This is a genomic window from Haloarcula salinisoli (assembly GCF_019599405.1).
In the GTDB taxonomy this organism is placed as follows: domain Archaea; phylum Halobacteriota; class Halobacteria; order Halobacteriales; family Haloarculaceae; genus Haloarcula; species Haloarcula salinisoli.
Window position 1 is genome coordinate 540,582 of record NZ_RKLQ01000002.1, and the last position, 18,837, is coordinate 559,418.

Here is an 18,837-nt window from a genome sequence, read left to right on the forward strand (position 1 = left end):
CTCTGAAATATCTGTGTATGTGCTACCGATTTCCAGGCACGTCGGGGAACACCTACCAGACGCTATCGAATCGGATTCGGTGACTACCAGGGCCAGGCCGGGGGAACAGTCGGGCTCGTGCGTGGGTCGCCTGTGCCGGCAGTACACCGAAGTAACAGCCGGTCGAACACCTTCGTATGCCACTCGGCGGGCTGGCGGTCTCGGCCGGTATCATGCTCGTCGGCGCCGGCGTCTTCATCGTCGGCTATCCGGAGCAGCTGGCAGACGTGTGGGTCACGAGCGGCGAGAGCGAGGACAGGCCCGCCGGTATCACGGCCCGTCGGTGGGTCCAGCTACGGGGCGCGCTCGCCGCCTTGGTGGGCGTCGTTCTCATCGCTGTCGGCTTCTGGTCGATGTTCTGACCGCGGCACAACCCTGATACGCTCGCCGGCCGACAGTCGAACCGATGTCGACGGCCCTCCATCGATTCGTTCCAGACAAGCTCGATGTCATCGGCAACGTCGTCACAGCGCTTCTCGTCGGCGCGACCATCTACGTCCTCGACGGTTCTCTCGGCAACGCCGCGGGGTCAGCCGTACTGTTTCTCGCACTGGAAATATCGACCGACATCGCCGACGCCGTCGTCGGCGACTACGCCGGCAACGCCGTCTTCGGCCTCCTGGTCCTGACCGCCGCGGGCGCTTTCGTCTCGCTGACCGGGGCGTGGTGGCTCGGTGGCTGTTTCGCCCTCTGTGGCTGCTGGCTCCTCCTCGACGGCGTCCAGCACCTACGCTACGGCGTCAGCCGCGACGAGGTCGGCGTGCCGTACCGCCACGAGGGGAGCGCCCTGACCGGGCTGTCGAGGGCGCTGCTCACCCGACTGCTCGAACCGTTCCTACTGTCGTCGCGCCGCTAGCTCTCTACGACCCACTTATCGGAATACCGTTCGCCACAGGTACAGACCGCGTAGGCGTGGATGACGTCGCCATCGGCGTAGAGCCCGCCCACGTCCTCGTTCTGTTCCTCCGCGAAGGCGAAGACGAACTTCGTCGTGTGGTTCTCTTCTGGCTCTTCCTCGGCGACCGGACAGTTCGCGTCGGTGCAGTCGTCGTGGACCTCGCCCTCGGTTTTCATGGCCTCCTGGGCCAGTCCCATCGGGTCGATGCCGGTCGCGGACTGGAAGGCGTCACGACCGTTGTCGCCAGGTAACACTAGCACCAGCCCGTCGTCGACCGGGTCGGCGTAGTCAGAAAGCGCTTCGGGGTTCGAGACGGCGTCCTCGTGGAGGAAAAAGAGCACGTCGTCGGCGCGCTCGCCCGCCAGGAACTCGGCGTGGTTGCTCATACGGGGGAGAGTCGGCCACCGCTCAAAAGTCACCCGCTCCGCTCCCACACGGCCAGCTCGCTGGTGCCGGCCGGGCCTTGAATGTCAGCCCTGGGACTTGTCGTTAGGTATTCGTTATTTTAGGGCAGCCAAAAACTAGGTGCAACACACGAGTACGGAACCGAACCTGGAGACGGCGGTCGAACGCACACCCGAGTCGAACGTCGGGGCGCTCCCGGCAGCGTGAGCGGCGCGTAAACTCCTAACCTTATTTACCTGTCCGAAAACTTTATTATATTTTTAGGCTAGCCTAAAACCGCATGTCTCGGACACGCAACTATCTGTGGACGTATCGGGCCACGACTGCCGGAGGTGTGGCGGCGTGAGCTACGACAGCAACCGAGCCATCCTCAGCCAGCAGGCCGGCAGGGAGTCGAGCGCGCGGACCTACCCGCGATATCTCCCGCTGGCGATACGGGAGGCGAAGGGCGTCGAGGTCACCGACATGGACGGCAACGAGTACTACGACTGCCTCGCCGGCGCGGGGACGCTCGCGCTGGGTCACAACCATCCCGCAGTGGTCGAGGCCATGGAGACGGCCATCGACGCCGACCGGCCGATTCACACACTCGACATCTCGACGCCGGCCAAGGAGCGGTTCGTGGATTCGCTGTTCGAGAGCCTCCCCGACGAGTTCAGCGACCGAGCGAAGGTACAGTTCTGTAGCCCGGCGGGGACCGACGCCGTCGAAGCGGCGCTGAAGCTCGTCAAGACGGCGACGGGCAACCGGAGCGTGCTCGGCTTCCAGGGCGCCTACCACGGGATGACCAGCGCCGCGCTCGCCCTGATGGGCGATACGGACGCCAAGGAGCCGCTTCCGGGGCTGCCCAACGACGTCCATCACCTGCCCTACCCCTACGACTACCGCTCGCCGTTCGGACCGGACAGCGACCACCGGACAGCGAGCCGCTACGTCGAGAACCTGCTCGACGACCCCGAGAGCGGTATCACCGACCCCGCCGGGATGATTCTCGAACCGGTTCAGGGCGAGGGCGGGGCCCTGCCCGCGCCCGACGAGTGGCTCCGGGAGATTCGCCGCATCACCCGCGAGCGGGATATCCCGCTCATCCTCGACGAGATACAGGCGGGGCTCGGGCGGACCGGCGAGCTCTACGCCTTCGAACACGCGGACATCACGCCCGACGTGGTGACACTCTCGAAGGCTATCGGTGGCGGGCTCCCGCTGGCCGTCGTCGTCTACGACGGGTCCCTGGACGTCTGGGAGCCCGGCGCCCACGCCGGCACCTTCCGGGGCAACCAGCTCGCGATGGCGGCCGGCGAGGCCACTATCGACTACATCCTCGAACACGACCTCGACGACCACGCGGCCAGGGTCGGGAAACGGCTGCGCTCCTCGCTGGAAGCCATGGCCGAGCAGTTCGAGGTCGTCGGCGACGTGCGGGGCCGCGGACTGATGCTCGGCGTCGAGTTCGTCGACCCCGACGCGGCGTGGCAGGGCGCCGGGCCACACGCGCCACACAGCGAGTTCGCGACCGCCGTCCAGTCGGCGTGTTTCGACCGCGGACTCATCATCGAACTCGGCGGTCGGGGCGGCGCGACCGCGCGGTTCCTCCCGCCGCTGGTGCTGACTGCCGACCAGGCCGACGAAGTGGCCGCTATTTTCGAGGAGGCGGTGGCCGCGGTCGCGGCCGACACCAACGCCCCGGAGGCGCCAGCATGAGCAGTGCCGACCTCTTCCTTGGCGGCGATACCGGCGAGTCGGCCTACCGGGCGGCGATGGGACGGGCGACCGACGCCGTCCTCTCCTCCTTTGCCGACGACGAGGACCCCTACTCGGGCTTTTCGCCCGAGGAACTCGCCGACCAGTTCGCCGAGCCGGTCCTCCCCGAGACCGGCACCGGGCTGGCGGCGGCCATCGACGAGGTGGAAGACCGGGTGCTCTCTCACTCGGTCGGGACGTCGAACCCCCAGTGTGTCGCCCACCTGCAGTGTCCGCCGCTGATTCCGGGACTGGCCGCCGAGATGATGGTCGCGGCGACGAACCAGTCGCTTGACTCGTTCGACCAGGCCCCCGCCGCGACCGTCATCGAGGAGCGTGTCGTCGCCGCGCTCTGCTCGCTGTTCGACCTCCCGGCGGTGGCCGACGGCGTGTTCACCAGCGGCGGGACCCAGTCGAACGTGCAGGCCCTCCTCCTGGCGCGGGACCGCTTCTGTGGCACGCAGTTCGGCCGTGACGTCCAGCAACAGGGGCTCCCGCCCGAAGCCGACGACCTGCGCATCCTCTGTTCGGCCGAGGCCCACTTCACCGGCAAACAGGCCGCCCACCACCTCGGGCTGGGCGAGGACGCAGTCGTCACGGTGCCCACCGACGAGCGCCACCGGATGGATGTCGACGCGCTGGACGACACGCTCACCGACCTCGAGGGCACGCCGTTCGCGCTGGTCGCGACCGCCGGCACCACCGACTTCGGCAGCATCGACCCACTCGCCGCCGTCGCCGACCGGGCCCGCGAGCACGACCTGTGGTTCCACGTCGACGCGGCCTACGGCGGCGCGCTGGCCGTGACCGACCGCGCCCCCCTCCTCGACGGTATCGAGCGGGCGGACTCGGTCGCCGTCGACTTCCACAAGCTGTTCTATCAGCCTATCAGCTGTGGCGCCCTGCTGGTGCGCGACGCGGCGAGTTTCGAGTGGATGGCGCGCAACGCCGCCTACCTGAACCCCGAGGCCCACGACGACGCGGGGGTCCCGAATCTCGTCGCGAAGTCGATGCAGACCACCCGGCGGTTCGACGCGCTGAAACCGTATCTCACCTTCCGCGCGCTGGGCCGAGACGGGCTGGCGGCACTCATCGAAGGGACACTGGAACTGGCCGAGGACGCCGCCGAACTGGTCGCGGCCGCCGAGGACTTCGAACTGCTCGGTGAGCCGACGCTCAACGCCGTCGTCTTCCGCTACCGGCCCGAGCAGGGGCTGGCCGAGGAGACCGTCGACCGGCTCAACGCGGCGACCCGGGAGGCGCTGCTTTCCGACGGCCGGGCCATCGTCGCCCGGACGACCGTCGACGGTGTCACCAGCCTCAAGTTCACGCTGTTGAATCCCACGACGACGCTGGACGACGTGGCGGCGATGCTCGACATCATCCGCGAGTGCGCAGCGGCAGTCTCGGGTCAGGAGGTGCCACGATGAGCCTCCACGCCGACCGCCAGCCGCCGTCGGTCGACCCCGCCGCCCGCGCCGACGACGCGACCGTCCACGCCTTCCTCAACTGCTATCTCAGGGAGACCGGCGACTACACCGTCACCGACGCGCCGGTGGCCGGTGTCGACCCCGGCCCGGACGGCCTCCTGCGGACGACACTGCCTGCCCAGGATATCGAGCTGCTGGCCCCGCTGACGTACCGCTCTCCCACCGAGCGCCACCTGTTCGAGACGCCGCTGCGCTACCGCCTCCCCGACGGGTCGACCTACCCCGCTGACGCTGCGACCCTCTCGACGCTCGTCGTCAGGGACCTCTCGCTGTCCCGTGACGGGACCGGCGTCCCCGACGCGCTGCTCGAACGCGTCCTCCGGAGCAAACAGACCACCGAGCAGTTCGTCGCGGCCCGCGCCGACGCCCCCGACGGTGCGTGGCTCCCGTTCGGCGACGCCGAACAGGCCCTCGTCTTCGGCCACCACCGCCACCCGACGCCCAAGAGCCGACAGGGTATCACCGAGCGCGACCGCCCGAGATACGCCCCGGAGCTGGGTGGCTCGTTCCCGCTTGCGTACTTCGCCGCGGACCCCGACCTCGTGACGACCGGCTCGGCACTCTCCCGGCCGGCACCGGCAATGGTCGAGGACTGCTTGCGGGCCGACGACGCCGTCGACGACGACCTCCTCGCCGAGTTCGGCGACGACGTCCTCCTGCCAGTCCACCCCTGGCAGGCCGACTACCTCCGGGACCAGCCCCACGTCCAGCACCTCCTGGGGGACGGGCTCTCGTATCTGGGCGAGCTCGGCGGCGAGTACCGCCCCACGACGTCCGTCCGGACGCTCTACCGCGAGGACGCCCCGTTCATGGTCAAGTCGTCGCTCGCGGTCACCATCACCAACTCCGTCCGGACGAACAAGCGGGCCGAACTGGAACGGGGCGTCGCCGTCGCCGAGCTGCTCGACACCGACTTCGGCGACGAACTCGCGGCGGCCTTCCCCGACTTCGACGTCGTCCGTGACCCGGCCTATCTCGCGCTCGACGCGGGCGAGGGGCCCGAGTCGGGCCTGGAGACCACGCTGCGGACGAACCCGTTCCGGGGCGACCTCGCCGAGCGGTCCACGCCCGTCGTCGCGCTGTGCCAGGACCCCATCGACGGCCGCTCCCGGCTGGAGCGGGTCGTCTCGGATATCGCGACGATGGAGGGCCGCGACGCCGCGGCCGTCAGCATCGACTGGTTCCGCCAGTACCTCGAACTGTCGGTGCGCCCCGCCCTCTGGCTCTACCTCGTCCAGGGCGTCGGCGTGGAAGCCCACCAGCAGAACTCGGTGCTCACCCTCGACGAGGAGGGGTACCCCAGCGAGTTCCGCTACCGGGACAATCAGGGGTTCTACTTCCCCGAATCGATGTATCCCGAGGTCGAGTCGTACCTGCCGGGCGTCGGCGAGCGCGCCGACACCATCTGTGACGACGCGGTCGCCGACGAGCGCCTGCGGTACTACGTCGTGCTGAACAACGCCCTCGACGTGGTCAACGCCTTCGGCTCGGCGGGGTTGGTCGACGAGCGCGACCTGCTCGCCGTGCTCCGCGGTGAGCTCGAACGCGCTCGCGACCGCTACGACCGCCCGTCATCGTCGCTGCTCGACCCGCTGCTCGAATCGCCCACGGTCCCCTGCAAAGCGAACCTGCTGACTCGCTTCCGGGGGCTGGACGAACTGGAGAACGACATCGAGAACCAGTCCGTCTACACGGACATCACGAACCCCATCGTCACCGAACTATGACAGGACCAGACGCAATTGTCGCCGAACCGTACGACTACCAGACCTACGACCCCGAAATCGACCGGACGATATCGTTCCGCCAGGCCGCCGTCGCCGACGACCTCGGCCGGCTCCACGCCTGGCTCGGCAACGACCACGTCAAACCGTACTGGCAGCTCGACCTGCCGCTGCCGGCGTTCCGGGCCGAACTCGAATCGAAGCTCGCTGACGACCACCTCACCCCCTACGTCGGCTGTCTGGACCACGTCCCGATGAGCTACTGGGAGTGTTACTGGGCGGCCGAGGACGACGTGGCGGCCCACTACGACGCCGACCCCTCGGACCAGGGCGTCCACCTCCTCATCGGCCCCGAGGAGTATCTGGGCCAGGGCTACGCCCAGTCGCTCGTGCAGGCCGTCGTCGCCATGCAGTTGCGCCATCCCGACACCGAGCGGGTCATCGCGGAACCGGACGCTCGCAACGACCGCGTCATCCACGTCTTCGAGCAGTGTGGGTTCGAACAGCGCGACCGGTTCTACTTCGACGAGGCCGAGAAGGAGGCGACGCTGCTGGTCTGTGACCGGGACCGCTTCGAGCGCGAGGTCCTGCCCGACCAGCCGGCCCGCCCGACGCAGGTGGTGGCCGCCGATGAGTGAGGTCCACGACGTGCTCGGCGTCGGCATCGGCCCGTTCAACCTCGGGCTCGCGGCGCTGCTCGATGGCGTCGAGGACGACGTCGACGCGGCGTTCCTCGAACGGGAGCCCGAGTTCAACTGGCACGAGGGGATGTTGCTCGACGGGGCGACCCTCGAGGTCCCCTTCCTCGCGGACCTCGTGACGCTCGCTGACCCGACCAACCCCCACAGCTACCTGAACTACCTCCGGGAGACCGGTCGCATCTACGAGTTCTACTTCTACGAGACGTTCCAGACGCCCCGCAACGAGTACAACGACTACCTCCAGTGGGTCACCGAGCGCCTCGACAGCTGTCGGTTCAGCCGCGAGGTGACGGCCGTCGAGTGGGACGACGACGGCGAGCAGTTCGTCGTCACCGCCCGGGACCCACGGACCGGCGAACGGTCCGACCACCGCGCCCGGAACCTCTCGCTTGGCATCGGCTCGCGGCCCCAGATTCCCGAGCCGTTGCAGGGCCACCCCGACGAGGACGTGTTCCACACCGCCACGTACCGGCACAGGCGCGAGCCCGTCCTCGAGGCCGACTCCGTGACCGTCGTCGGCTCGGGCCAGAGCGCCGCAGAGGTGTTCCAGGACCTGCTGGAACGGCAGGCCGATAACGAATACCGGCTGGACTGGCTCACCCGCTCCAAGGGGTTCTTCCCGATGGAGTACTCCAAACTCGGCCTCCAGCACTTCACGCCCGAATACGAGCGCTACGTCTACGACCTCCCCCAGGAGCGCAAGGACGACCTCATCCCGAACCAGGACCTCCTCTACAAGGGGGTCGACCCCGGGACCAGCGCCGAGATATACGACCTGCTGTACCGCCGGTCCATCGGCGACCGCGAGCCCGACGTCGGGCTGTTCGCGATGACGGAGGTCGCCGACATCGAGGCCGTCGGTGACCGGTACGCGCTGGACTGCCACCAGTGGCAGGCCGAGGAGTCGTTCGTCCACGAGAGCGAGATCGTCATACTCGGGACCGGCTACGAACGCCCGGTCCCCGATTTCCTCGACCCGCTTTCCGACCACATCAACTGGGACGAACAGGGGCGGTTCGAGGTGACGGCGGACCACCGCCTCGATATCGACGTCGCCGGGGACGTGTTCCTCCAGAACGCCGAACTCCACACCCACGGCGTCGGCGTCCCCGACCTCGGGCTGGGCTGTGACCGGAACGCCACCTTCGCCAACCGGCTGCTCGGCCGGGAGCGCTATCCCGAGGACACGGACACCGTCTTCCAGGATTTCGCCGTCGAACAGTTCGTCGACCACGCGCCCGGGGCCTCGCGTCCCGAGCCGGAGCAGCCGCCGACACCGACACAGGACGACTAAGATGAATCCACACGATACACAGCTACACGAGGCGCTCGACGACGACGTCTGGACGACCGTCCAGACCCGCCTCCTGACGAAGATGGTCGAGGAGTTCAGCTACGAGGAGATACTCACCCCCCGGATGGTCGACGCCGGCGCGGAGCGGTCCCAGTACCGGTTCGACCTCGGCGAGGCGAGCTACCGGTTCGAGGCGACCGAACGCCTGCTCGACAGTCTCTCCGTCGACGGCGACACCGTTCAGCGACAGACCGACGACGGGTGGGCGCCGGTCTCGGACCCGACCACACTGCTCCGGGACGTCGGCGAGTCGACCGAGCTCGACGGCCTCACCGAGGGGAACCTCCTCCGGGAGTTCAAGAAGACGCTGCTGGCCGACGCCCACATCGAGGCCCGCCGGCGCGACCGCGAGGACTTCGACCCGCTCGACCTGGACTACGCCACCCTCGAAGGCGAGATGACCGGCCACCCGTGGATAACCTACAACAAGGGCCGGCTGGGCTGGGGGTACGACGACTACCGGGACTACGCCCCCGAACAGAAGGAGCCGGTCCGTCTCTCCTGGGTCGCCGTCCGGAAGTCGAAGGCCACGTTCGCGGGCACCGACGACGTCTCCCACGACTCGCTCGTCCAGCACGAACTGGGCAGGCTCTACGACGCCTTCCGTGACCGGCTCAGGGGCAAGGGGCTCGACCCCGACGCCTACTACTTCATGCCGGTCCACGACTGGCAGTGGGACAACAGCATCGTCCCCATGTTCCCGGGCGACATCGCGGCCGACGACATCGTCCCGCTGGGGACCGGGGCCGACGAGTACCTCCCCCAGCAGTCGGTCCGGACCTTCGTCAATCTCGACAACGACGAGAAACACCACGTGAAGGTGCCGATGCGCATCCACAACACGCTCGTCTGGCGGGGCCTGCCTGGCGAGCGGACGGAGGTCGCACCGGCCGTCACGGAGTACATCCACGGCATCTACGAGGACGACCAGTTCCTCCAGGAGGAGGGTCTCATTCTCCCGGGCGAGATAGCGGGTATCAACTACGACCACGGTGACTTCACCGACGTCGACGGCTCGCCGTACCAGTTCCACGAGCTGCTGGGCGCTATCTGGCGCGAGTCGATATACACCTTCCTCGAGGACGACGAGCGGGCGATAACGCTCGCCTCGCTGCTGCACGTCGACGGGGAGGGCCGGCCATACATCTCACGGCTCATCGAGTCCTCGGGGCTCGACACTGACGCGTGGGTGGCCGCCTTCTTCGATACGGTCCTCCCGCCGCTGTTGCATTTTCTCTATCGCTACGGGACGGTGTTCTCCCCGCACGGCCAGAACACCATCCTCGTCGTCGAGGACGGGGTCCCCACGCGGCTGGCCGTCAAGGACTTCGTCGACGACGTGAACGTCAGCGACCAGCCCCTGCCCGAACTGGACGCGCTGCCGGCGGAACTGGACGGGGTGCTCCGGACGGAGCCCCCGGAGGGGCTCTGTCAGTTCATCTTCTGTGGGCTGTTCGTCTGTGTCCTGCGCTACGTCGCGGACATCCTCGCGACCCACGAAGGGTATCCCGAGACCGAGTTCTGGGGGCACGCGAGAGCGACGATTCACGACTACCAGGCGACCTTCCCCGAACTGGAAGACCGCTTTGACCTGTTCGACCTGTTCCAGCCGGAGTTCACCAAGCTGACGCTGAACCGGAATCGGCTGTTCGAGTCGGGGTACGGTGACGCCCCGGTGCGGCCCCACGCCGCGACCCACGGCACCGTCCCGAACCCGCTCGTCGAGGTCGCGCCCGACCGTGCGGTGAACGCGCCGGCCGCGGCCGACGACTAGGCGCGGGGCCTCGCCCCCCACAGTAATCGGGCGAGCGCGGGAACTCTGCCCCCACAGTTTTGCCCCGAGCGCCGGAACCCTCGACCATGCCCGACTACAGCGACTACGTCACGGATATCGTCCACGAACCGACCCAGACAGAGGGGACAGGGGTCGACCTCACCGTCGCCGAGGTGTACGAAGTGGCCGCGCCCGGTCGCATCGATTTCGGCGGCGGGGAACTCGAACCGGCAGAGACAGTGCCACACAAAAGCGAGAAGCGTGACCCCGACGACGACTACGAGTGGTGGTCGCTGGGCGCGGGCCAGTATCTTATCGAGTACAACGAGTCACTGACCGGCGAGGCGACCGTGACCGTCCAGCCACGGACCGAACTGCTCGAACGCGGGGCGACCCATCCGACGCTGCACGTCGAGGCGTTACCACGACTCCCGCTGACGGTCGGCGGCGCGGGGCTGAAACTGAAGGAGAACGCTCGCGTGAGTACTATCGTCGCCACAGAGACGTAGGCGACGGGAGGGCGGCCGACAGTAGCAGTCGTCAGTCGTCGGCGGGAGCGAAGCTGTCCGAGGCCGACGCGCTCGTGGCCCCGGCCGAGACCGGCTCCAGACTGTCGGCGGCGCGGGACAGCGACTCAGAGGCGGCCCGCTGGTTCTCGCCCCACCGCTCTGTCGACAGCTGGAGGTCGTCGACGGCGCGGTTCAGCTGTCGGACGCTCCGGCTCAGCCCGTCGGCTGACTTCGAGAGCGAGCTCAGAGTAGTTCCGAGCGTTTCTCGGTCGGCGTCTGTGGTGTGACTCATTGTAAACTATACTGTGAGCTACAGGTGGGAGTCGAATACACCTAACTAGTATGTATTCGTGGCTACCGTCCGACATTATCGGTCATGGCGTACCGTCGCTCGGCCACCTCACCGACGCTTCGATGCGTTTTTGACGCGCGATGGACTGGACTGACGTATGGCTGAATTCACGGTCGCCGTCTCCGATCCGGAGAGCGGCCACACGTATCAGGTCGAGGTCGACGGACAGGACGCCAATCGCTTCATCGGTCGCGAGCTCGGCGACGAGGTCGACGGCGGCGCCGTCGGTCTCGACGGCTACACGCTCGAACTGACCGGTGGCTCCGACACGGCGGGCCGACCGATGCGCCCGGACGTCCGCGGTGTCGCCACCAAGTCCATCATGTCCGACGGCGGTGTCGGCTACGAACCGACCACGGACGGCGAGCGCAAACGCATCACCATCCGCGGCCGCGAGGTCAGCGACGAGACCCGCCAGATCAACGCGAAAATCGTCGGGCGCGGCAGCGACGACGTCGACGAGCTGCTCGGCGCCGACGAGTGAGCGAGACCGCTGTCGGCCGGTCTAGCAACGCAGCGACCGTCGGGTCGGTCCGTCCCGGCACGCCGTCACGCATCCACCGATGAGCGAGCGCGTCCCCAGTGACCACGACGCGGTCGACACCCATCGTGTCGCCATCGAGGCCGTCGGCCGCACCGGCCGTCCGCGCGTCGTGCTTCCCGACGCTGTCGGGCTGGACGACGGCGACGTCGTCACGCTCGCACTCGACGGCGACGACTACGAGGCCCGCGTCGAGACCAGCCTCGACGGCGACCGCGTCCTCACGCACGTCACCGACAACCGCCGGCTGGCCCGCGAGCGCGACGGTGAGAACCGCCTCGCCGAGTGGGTCGCCGACGCCACGGTCTCGGTCGGCGGGTCGGCCCACTTCGACGTCGTCACCGAAGACCACCAGTACGGCCTGCGAACGCCCGGGAAACGCGTCGTCTACACCGCGACCGAAGCCCCGGACTCCTCGCTTTCGGACATCGCGAGCGACATCGACGGCTGAGACGGACTGTCGTGGGCCCGAGAGCGCCGTCACCGATACTGACTCGTGTCGGCGCCAGGGCCGGTCGGCTCCGGTTTTTCGAGATGATACTGGCGCGAAACTCTCAATATCCGGGCCGCTGTAGCAGGCATATCGTGTCGGAATCCGTCATCGCGGACTTCGTCGGCCAGTTCAACTCCGAGGTGGCCAGCCGTAGCGACCCCATCAAGGGGCGCGTGGTCCTCTCCCAGAAACGGCTGGTGCTGGCCGCCAGCGAGGACGACAAGCTGACGATTCCGCTGGACTCGATTTTCGACATCGCTATCGGCCAGGTGCCCCCGGACCTGGGCGATTTCTTCCAGTCGACGGTGACTGTCGCCTTCGAGCGCAACGGGAAACGGCTCGTCGCCGCCGTCGAGGCAGACGACGAGAAGATAGAGAAGTTCGGCACCGTCCTGTTCAAGGCCATCATCAACGGGACCGATACCACGGTCAAGGAACGGGCCCGCGTCGGTGGCCGCGTCACCGACGAGGGGTTCAAGCGCGCGAACCTCTTTCTCAAGCCCGGCTCCGTCGAGTTCCGCCGCGACGACGGCTCCTTCGTCATCGAGCTGGAGACCGTCTCCGACTTCGAGCGCACCACCCGCGAGATACAGGGCGCCGACCGGCCGGTGCTCGTGGTCCGGCACATGATGGACGGCACCGCCGTCACGACGGAGGCTGCCCTGGCCACGAGCCGGAAGATGTCCATCCTCGGGCGCTATCTCCGCCGGGAGTACTCCGAGCTCATGGAACAGCTCCGGAAAATCGAACTCACCAAGGGGAAAAAGGAGGTGCTCGTGGCCATCTACTCCACCGGCGATATGGAGGGGATGCCACTGGCCTCCATCCTCGGAAAGGACTCCTCAGAGGTGTCCATGCTGTTGCAGGACCTCGAAGAGGACGGCCTCATCCAGGACGGTGCCGACGGCCCGACGCTCACGCCCACGGGCCAGGTCGTCGCGAGCCGGCATCTGGAGGACGTCAATGCGTGAATTTTCACTTCGGAGGGTGTCCTCGGCCGCGAGGCGGCCTGCGGGCACCCCCACTCGTAAAAAGTCACCCTGAAAAGGCCGGACTCGCCGCTCGCGGCGAGTCCGGTGAACCGGCGGCTCCGCCGCCGGATGCTAACTGTACGCTTCTTGAGTATCTACGACGGCAGGCCTGCCCTTCCCCGTCAGCGCGGCACAGAGGCCGCGCTCGGCCAGACTCACCGCTACGCCTCGGCCGCGTCCCCGACCAGTTCGGCCGCCAGCCGGGCGGCCTCGGCGCCCGTCTCGCCCAGGACGTAGGTGATGGGTTCGATGCCGAACGCGCCCCGATGGTAGAGCACGTCCGGGACAGCGCCGTGCTCCGCGAACTGTTCGGTGAGCCGCTCGCCGCGGTCCTCGTAACCCGCCTCGAACTCCATCCGGTCGAGACCGCGCGCTCCGGCCGCCGAAAGCAAGGCGTCGTCGGTCGCGAGGTTGACCGCGCCCCGGCGTTCCCCGTCGACCGCCATCGCCGCCAGAATCGTGGTCGCGACGTGTTCGGAGGCCCCGAACTCGGGGTTGGCGGGTACTTCGACGCTCCCGCCCATCTCGTAGATGCGACCCGGGATGGCCGCCACGTCTGCCACGTCCGCCGCGCCGGGGAGCGCGGTACCGACGTTGGTGCCGACGTTCGGGATGGCCGCGGCGACACCGGGACTCGTCGCCAGCACTCGGGCGGCCTCGCGGACGTCGTCCAGTACGGCGCGCTCGGTCCGGAGCTCGGGGTTCGCGCCCCGGACACAGAGGTCACAGCCCAGTCCCTCCAGCCCGGGCATCGCCTCCTCGTGGAGCTCACAGATCGGGCCGCGGTCCTCGAAGGCCCGCACCAGCTCCAACACGGCCGCCAGCGCGTCGTAGCCGTCCATTTCGCCGCTTTCTAGCCCCACCGCGACCGACTCGACGGTCGCCTGGGTACGGGGGTGGTCGGCGATTCGGGGCTCCAGCTCCGGCTCGCCGCTGACGTAGGTCGAGACGGCCGCCTGCGTCACGCCGAGGTGGCCGGCCACTTCCTCCTGGGTCAGCCCGTGGGTGGCGAGTTCGCGGGCGAGCAGGGCACGCAGTGTCGGCAACACGTCCTCGACGACGATCTCGCTGGGCAGCCGGAGCGACATACCCCGCCGTTCGGGGAGCGCTGTATTATATTGTCGGCCTGTCGACGCCGTATAAGTGGATTGTACCACTAGATTATATTACCGTGGGCCGCCCAGCCACTCCCATGAGCTTCACCGACGAACTGGCCGACATCGGCGACCCCATCTGGGACGCTATCGTCGCCCACCCGATGGTCGAACAGCTCGGCGAGGGCACCCTCGACGAATCGCCGTTTCGCTACTGGGTCCGGCAGGACTACGTCTACCTCGTCGAGTACGCCCGCGTGTTCGCATTGGGCGCGGCCAACGCACCTGACCTCCAGCGGATGGGCACCTTCGCCGAACTGCTGGACAGCACTATCAACACCGAGATGGACCTCCACCGCTCCTACGCCGCCGAGTTCGGTATCAGCGAAGCGGAACTGGCAGCCACCGACCCCTCGCCTACCACACAGGCGTACACGGACTTCCTGGTCCGTATCGCGGCGACTGGCAGCTTCGGCGACCTCGTCGCCGCCCTGCTGCCGTGTATGTGGGGGTTCAACGAGACCGCAACGCGTCTGGACGCTACCGGCCGCCCCGACCACGAAGGGTACAGCGAGTGGATAGCGATGTACGCCGGCGAGGAGTTCACCGAACTCACTGAGTGGTGCAAGGAGTTGATGGACGACGTGGCCGCCGACGCCACCGCGGCCGAACGCGAGCGCTACCGCGATATCTTCGAGACCTCCGCCCGCTACGAGTACCGCTTCTGGGACGCCGCCTGGCGCGAGGAGGGGTGGGGAATATGAGCACCGACAGCGACGCTCCGGCGGCCGTGCCGGCCACCTACGCCGACTACGCTAGCGACCGAACCGAGCCCCGTTTTACCGACTGGCTCCGTGCCCGGTCGGGCGACGCCTGGGACGACGCGACGGCCCACGAGTTCGCCCACGAGCTCCACGCCGACACGCTCGATGACGTCGTCTTCCGGCGGTATCTCCTGCAGGACTACGCCTTCGTGGAGACGCTCGTCGGCGTCTTCGGCTACGCTGTCGGCGACGCACCGACGATGGCTGCCAAATCGCGGCTGGTCGAGTTCCTGGGGACCGTCACGAGTGAGGAAAACGACTACTTCCAGCGTTCCTTCGAGGCACTGGACGTGCCCGAGTCCCGGTACAGCGACCCGCAACTGGCCGAGCCGACGGCGGCGTTTCGCGACTGCCTCCTGCGGGCGGCCCGCGAGGGCGGCTACGCCGAGACGCTGGCCGTGCTGGTCCCCGCCGAGTGGGTGTATCTCTCGTGGGCGACCGACGGGGAGCTCGCCACGGCTGACGGCCCCGACCGCTTCTACCTCCAGGAGTGGATAGACCTGCACGCGGTCCCCGAGTTCGAATCGTTCGTCAACTGGCTCCGGACGGAACTGGACCGCGAGGGGGCCGCCGCCAGCGAGCGCCGCCAGGCTCGCCTGGCCGAACTGTTCTGTCGGACGGTCGACCTCGAGGTCGCCTTCTTCGACGCGGCCTACGAGGGGAAACACTCACGCGAGACCCTGGGGGACGACCGCTGATGGTCGACAGCACGCTCGCGCTCGGGCTGACCGTGGTCACGATGGTGGCCTTCGCTGCGCTGGGTATCTGGAACACCCGGCGCCAGGACCGCTCGACCGACGACTTCCTAACCGCCCGCAACTCGATGGGGCCGGGTCGGACCACGGCGACGCTGGTCGCCTCGTCGATGGGCGTCTGGATACTGCTGTCGGCGCCGGAGGCCGGCGCCGGCTTCGGTATCGCCGCTGCCATCGGCTACGGTATCGGGACCGCTGTGCCGATGTTCGTCTACTCGAAAGTCGGCCCCCGCGTGCGCGAACTGCTCCCTGAGGGCCACTCTCTGACGGAGTACGCCCACGCCCGCTACGGGTCGACGATGTACGGTTTCGTCGTCCTCGTCTCGGCGCTGTACATGTTCGTCTTCGTCGCCGCCGAACTCACCGGTATCGCGGCCGCGCTCTCGCTGGTCGCCGGCGTCCCCCAGTGGCAGACCGCCGTCCTGGTGGGCGGGTTCGTCCTCTGCTATACGGGCTACGGTGGACTCCGGGCCACCATCGTCACCGACACTGTCCAGGCCATCCTCGTGGTCCCGCTGCTGGCCATCGTCGCCGGCGGGGTGGTCTTCGCCGTGGGCGGGCCGACCGAGGCGGTCTCGGGCGTCGCGTCGACCAGCCCCGCGCTGCTCGACCCCACCAACGCCGCGGGGCTCCAGTTCGGCCTCGCGCTCGCCTTTGCCATCTTCGGGGCGGAGATGATAAACCAGACCTGGTGGCAGCGCGTCTACGCGGGCCGGGACAGTGAGACCGTCGCGGGCGGCTTCCGCAACGCGACGGTGCTCAACGGCGCCATCGTGGTCGTCGCGGCCCTGCTCGGAACCATCGCCGTCGGCCAGGGCGGCGTCGTCACCGACGTGACCAGTGCAGCCTACAACGCCGACGTGGCCTTCTTCGTCCTCGTCGAGAGCGCCTTCGGCGAGACCATCCTGCTCGGCGTGGTGCTGCTCGCACTCCTGCTCGTCGTCAGCTCCGTCGACTCCCTCTTTTCGGCGCTGGCCAGTCTGGTCACCGCGGACCTCCCCCGACTGCTCGCCGACCCCGACGACCGCACGCTCCGACTGGGCGCGCGCCTCCTGACGCTCGTCGTGGCCGTTGCCGCCATCTACGTCAGCCTGCGGGCTCGCAGCGTTCTCCGCCTCTTTTTCTTTGCTGACCTGCTGGGCGCCGCCGTCGCCGTTCCGCTCGTCTACGGGCTCTATTCGCGCCGGCTCACCGGCCGCGGCGCGCTGGCCAGTAGCCTCGCCGGGCTCGCCGTCGGGCTGGCCTTCTTCCCGGACTTCCGCGGGGTCATCACCGCCGTCCCGTTCGTGGGCGACCTGCTACCCGCTGCGGACCCGCTGTATCTGACCGCCTTCGGCGGCGCCGTCGTCGTCTCGACGCTCGGGACGCTCGTCGCCGCTCGGGTATCCTCGACCACCTTCGACTTCGACCGCCTCGCCGACGCCCGGACCGTCACGATGGCCGACGGCGGCGAGGAGTCCAGCGACTGACCCGGGCGCGTCGGTAGCTGTCTCCACACAGCCGGGTACTGAGACGGGTCGGTCAGGCGAACGCCAGGAAGTAGACGACCCCAACCAGGAAGACAGCCGTCGCGGCACCGAGTAGTACCAGCTTCTTCCTGAATTCCGCGACGAGTTCACCCTCGGACATATCCGAGAGGACGAACGACCCGTCGCCCCCGCCCACGACCATCCCGTCGTCCGTTCGCTGGGCAGTCCCGACGACAGTTAGGTCGTCGTTCGGTTGCAGAATCTCGTGGCGTAGCGTCACCTCGTCGTACTCCCGTGCCTTACTGACCATGATGGTACCGTCACCGCGATCGTCGTCACCGTCGCGGACGCCCTCGTCGACCGCCTCGAGGCTCTCCAGCGTCGGATTGTGCCGCCGGTCGACGTGCGTGTTCTCGTCCGAGGCAGTCAGCTCGGCGCCGTAGGGCGGGTCGATTCGGACCGACCCGGTCCCGTCGGTCAGACGAAACTCCCCCGTCCGCTGTCCGCCTGCGAGGCGCTCGTCACTGTCGGTCTCGTCGTCGTCCATCTCGCCTTTTACCTCCCAGTCGACGACTACGCCCTCCGCGCCGGTTATCGGTGACTGCACGGTCGACTCGGCGTCGACCCGCCCTTCGAGTTTGACCTGCCCCGGCGTCAGACTGTCGACCGTCGTGGTCGCCGTCTCCGCGATAGCCTGTTGCTCCCGGTACACCGTCAGCGTCGCGTACCCGCTCGCGAGCGCGAACGCTGCCATCGCGGCCGCAGGGACCAGTTCCGCCATCCTCTCACCTCGGCGTGGCGGTGCCGCCCTCGGTCCCGTCCTGTACGAACGTGGAGTCCACTATCGCGTAGACGTACCAACTCCCCTGGTAGGTACGCGTTTCGTACGTCGTCGTTCGCTCGGACGGCGCGATCTCCTGGTCGCCGTCCTCTGAGGGGTACCTGAGGCTGAAGTTCACTTCCACCAGCGCCTCGGTGTCGGACTCCTCGACGACCGTGACCGAGTTCACCGTCACCGTTCCTTCTCCCCCCGTCTCCTCTGACTCGGTCGTCGCAGTCCCGTCGGGGTGGACGAGTTCCGACATCGCGTCGCTGTCGTTGTTCTGACCCGCCTGGATGTACGCCTCCACGACCGCCGCTGGACCGTCGGACCCGCCGTCCGTACTGTCGTCGGTTCCGCTGTCTACCGGTTCCGCGGTGGGGCTGCTGGTCTTGTTTCCGACCTGGCGGTCGGTCGGTTCCGCGGTACCGCTGCTCGTCCCGTCCCCGCTGCCGTCACTCGAACACCCTGCCAGCCCCGCTACCGCCACCGACGCGCCGAGACCTCGCAGTAGCCGGCGCCGGGCCAGCAGCTGCGAACCGGTGCCGCTCATCGGCCACCTCGCCCGGTGGTGGCCGCTGGACGCTCAAGTTCGGTGTCCAGCCCACCACGATGCGCTCGCTCCATCCCTGATATTGTCATGCTTTCACGTCGGTTGAAATGAGACGTTGTGATAAATTGGGACGCTAAATATGTAGTGTCCGGTTCTCAGTCCGCGCCCGGTGTGACGTCTGTCCGTTCCGCTTTCGACGTCGGTAACGCGGTCCTCGAGGACCGCCAGTCGCCATGACGCTTCCACCTCGGTCGTGGCCCCCGAGTCCCGC

The 18,837-nt window shown here is 67.9% G+C and carries 20 protein-coding genes; 15 read left to right on the plus strand and 5 right to left on the minus strand.

Features of this window, described 5'->3' with window-relative positions; genetic code table 11:
- Positions 1-176 precede the first annotated feature (176 nt).
- Positions 177-401 carry a hypothetical protein gene (locus tag EGD98_RS11970; RefSeq protein ID WP_220588604.1) on the plus strand — a complete coding sequence of 75 codons (225 nt, stop codon included), beginning with the start codon at positions 177-179 and terminating at the stop codon, positions 399-401.
- A gap of 44 nt (positions 402-445) precedes the next feature.
- A complete protein-coding gene (locus EGD98_RS11975) occupies positions 446-895 on the plus strand; it encodes a hypothetical protein (protein ID WP_220588605.1) in 450 nt (149 codons plus the stop codon).
- On the opposite strand, the gene EGD98_RS11980 is transcribed toward EGD98_RS11975, so the two are convergent.
- Entirely contained in the window at positions 892-1,323 is a 432-nt protein-coding gene (locus EGD98_RS11980; RefSeq protein WP_220588606.1) for a DUF5807 family protein, read from the minus strand. The two genes, EGD98_RS11975 and EGD98_RS11980, sit on opposite strands and share 4 nt — an antisense overlap.
- Before the next feature lie 361 nt (positions 1,324-1,684).
- On the opposite strand from EGD98_RS11980, the gene EGD98_RS11985 reads away from it, so the two are divergent.
- From EGD98_RS11985 to EGD98_RS12015, 7 genes are all read left to right on the plus strand, one after another.
- Positions 1,685-3,043, plus strand: a complete 1,359-nt coding sequence (locus EGD98_RS11985) for a diaminobutyrate--2-oxoglutarate transaminase (protein ID WP_220588607.1) — start codon at positions 1,685-1,687, stop codon at positions 3,041-3,043.
- Positions 3,040-4,512 (plus strand): pyridoxal phosphate-dependent decarboxylase family protein, encoded by a 1,473-nt coding sequence (locus tag EGD98_RS11990; protein ID WP_220588608.1) that lies wholly within the window; start codon positions 3,040-3,042, stop codon positions 4,510-4,512. Before EGD98_RS11985 ends, EGD98_RS11990 begins: the two co-directional genes overlap by 4 nt.
- Entirely contained in the window at positions 4,509-6,299 is a 1,791-nt protein-coding gene (locus EGD98_RS11995; RefSeq protein WP_220588609.1) for an IucA/IucC family protein, read from the plus strand. The genes EGD98_RS11990 and EGD98_RS11995 overlap by 4 nt, the downstream gene beginning before the upstream one ends.
- Entirely contained in the window at positions 6,296-6,934 is a 639-nt protein-coding gene (locus EGD98_RS12000; protein WP_220588610.1) for a GNAT family N-acetyltransferase, read from the plus strand. The genes EGD98_RS11995 and EGD98_RS12000 overlap by 4 nt, the downstream gene beginning before the upstream one ends.
- A complete protein-coding gene (locus tag EGD98_RS12005) occupies positions 6,927-8,291 on the plus strand; it encodes a lysine N(6)-hydroxylase/L-ornithine N(5)-oxygenase family protein (RefSeq protein WP_220588611.1) in 1,365 nt (454 codons plus the stop codon). Before EGD98_RS12000 ends, EGD98_RS12005 begins: the two co-directional genes overlap by 8 nt.
- Position 8,292: 1 nt before the next feature.
- Positions 8,293-10,125: an IucA/IucC family protein gene (locus EGD98_RS12010; RefSeq protein ID WP_220588612.1), complete on the plus strand. Its 1,833-nt coding sequence runs from the start codon at positions 8,293-8,295 to the stop codon at positions 10,123-10,125.
- Positions 10,126-10,211: 86 nt separating this feature from the next.
- Positions 10,212-10,634 carry a dCTP deaminase/dUTPase family protein gene (locus EGD98_RS12015; RefSeq protein WP_220588613.1) on the plus strand — a complete coding sequence of 141 codons (423 nt, stop codon included), beginning with the start codon at positions 10,212-10,214 and terminating at the stop codon, positions 10,632-10,634.
- A gap of 31 nt (positions 10,635-10,665) precedes the next feature.
- Here EGD98_RS12015 and EGD98_RS12020 read toward each other — a convergent pair whose 3' ends face one another.
- A complete protein-coding gene (locus EGD98_RS12020; protein ID WP_220588614.1) occupies positions 10,666-10,926 on the minus strand; it encodes a hypothetical protein in 261 nt (86 codons plus the stop codon).
- Between the two features lie 157 nt (positions 10,927-11,083).
- Between EGD98_RS12020 and EGD98_RS12025 the strand changes: the two genes are divergently transcribed.
- From EGD98_RS12025 to EGD98_RS12035, 3 genes are all read left to right on the plus strand, one after another.
- A complete protein-coding gene (locus EGD98_RS12025) occupies positions 11,084-11,470 on the plus strand; it encodes a 30S ribosomal protein S6e (RefSeq protein WP_220588615.1) in 387 nt (128 codons plus the stop codon).
- Between the two features lie 79 nt (positions 11,471-11,549).
- Positions 11,550-11,978, plus strand: a complete 429-nt coding sequence (locus EGD98_RS12030) for a DUF7112 family protein (protein WP_220588616.1) — start codon at positions 11,550-11,552, stop codon at positions 11,976-11,978.
- Between the two features lie 134 nt (positions 11,979-12,112).
- Entirely contained in the window at positions 12,113-12,991 is an 879-nt protein-coding gene (locus tag EGD98_RS12035; protein ID WP_220588617.1) for a CheF family chemotaxis protein, read from the plus strand.
- 221 nt (positions 12,992-13,212) lie between these two features.
- On the opposite strand, the gene EGD98_RS12040 is transcribed toward EGD98_RS12035, so the two are convergent.
- On the minus strand, positions 13,213-14,139 hold the full coding sequence (locus EGD98_RS12040) for a thiamine-phosphate synthase family protein (RefSeq protein ID WP_220588618.1): 927 nt from the start codon (positions 14,137-14,139) through the stop codon (positions 13,213-13,215).
- Positions 14,140-14,243: 104 nt separating this feature from the next.
- On the opposite strand from EGD98_RS12040, the gene tenA reads away from it, so the two are divergent.
- Genes tenA through EGD98_RS12055 form a run of 3 tightly spaced genes read left to right on the plus strand, consistent with a single transcriptional unit; the run spans position 14,244 to position 17,193 of the window.
- Entirely contained in the window at positions 14,244-14,909 is a 666-nt protein-coding gene (gene tenA, locus EGD98_RS12045; protein ID WP_220588619.1) for a thiaminase II, read from the plus strand.
- Complete coding sequence (locus EGD98_RS12050; protein WP_220588620.1) at positions 14,906-15,667, plus strand: TenA family protein; 762 nt, start codon at positions 14,906-14,908, stop codon at positions 15,665-15,667. Before tenA ends, EGD98_RS12050 begins: the two co-directional genes overlap by 4 nt.
- Entirely contained in the window at positions 15,667-17,193 is a 1,527-nt protein-coding gene (locus tag EGD98_RS12055) for a sodium:solute symporter family transporter (protein WP_220588621.1), read from the plus strand. Before EGD98_RS12050 ends, EGD98_RS12055 begins: the two co-directional genes overlap by 1 nt.
- Positions 17,194-17,245: 52 nt before the next feature.
- Here the strand turns inward: EGD98_RS12055 and EGD98_RS12060 are convergent, their stop codons facing one another.
- Together EGD98_RS12060 and EGD98_RS12065 are read right to left on the minus strand one after the other, a co-directional pair.
- On the minus strand, positions 17,246-17,974 hold the full coding sequence (locus EGD98_RS12060; protein ID WP_220588622.1) for a GIDE domain-containing protein: 729 nt from the start codon (positions 17,972-17,974) through the stop codon (positions 17,246-17,248).
- Positions 17,975-17,978: 4 nt separating this feature from the next.
- Entirely contained in the window at positions 17,979-18,566 is a 588-nt protein-coding gene (locus tag EGD98_RS12065; protein ID WP_220588623.1) for a hypothetical protein, read from the minus strand.
- Positions 18,567-18,837: the final 271 nt, after the last annotated feature.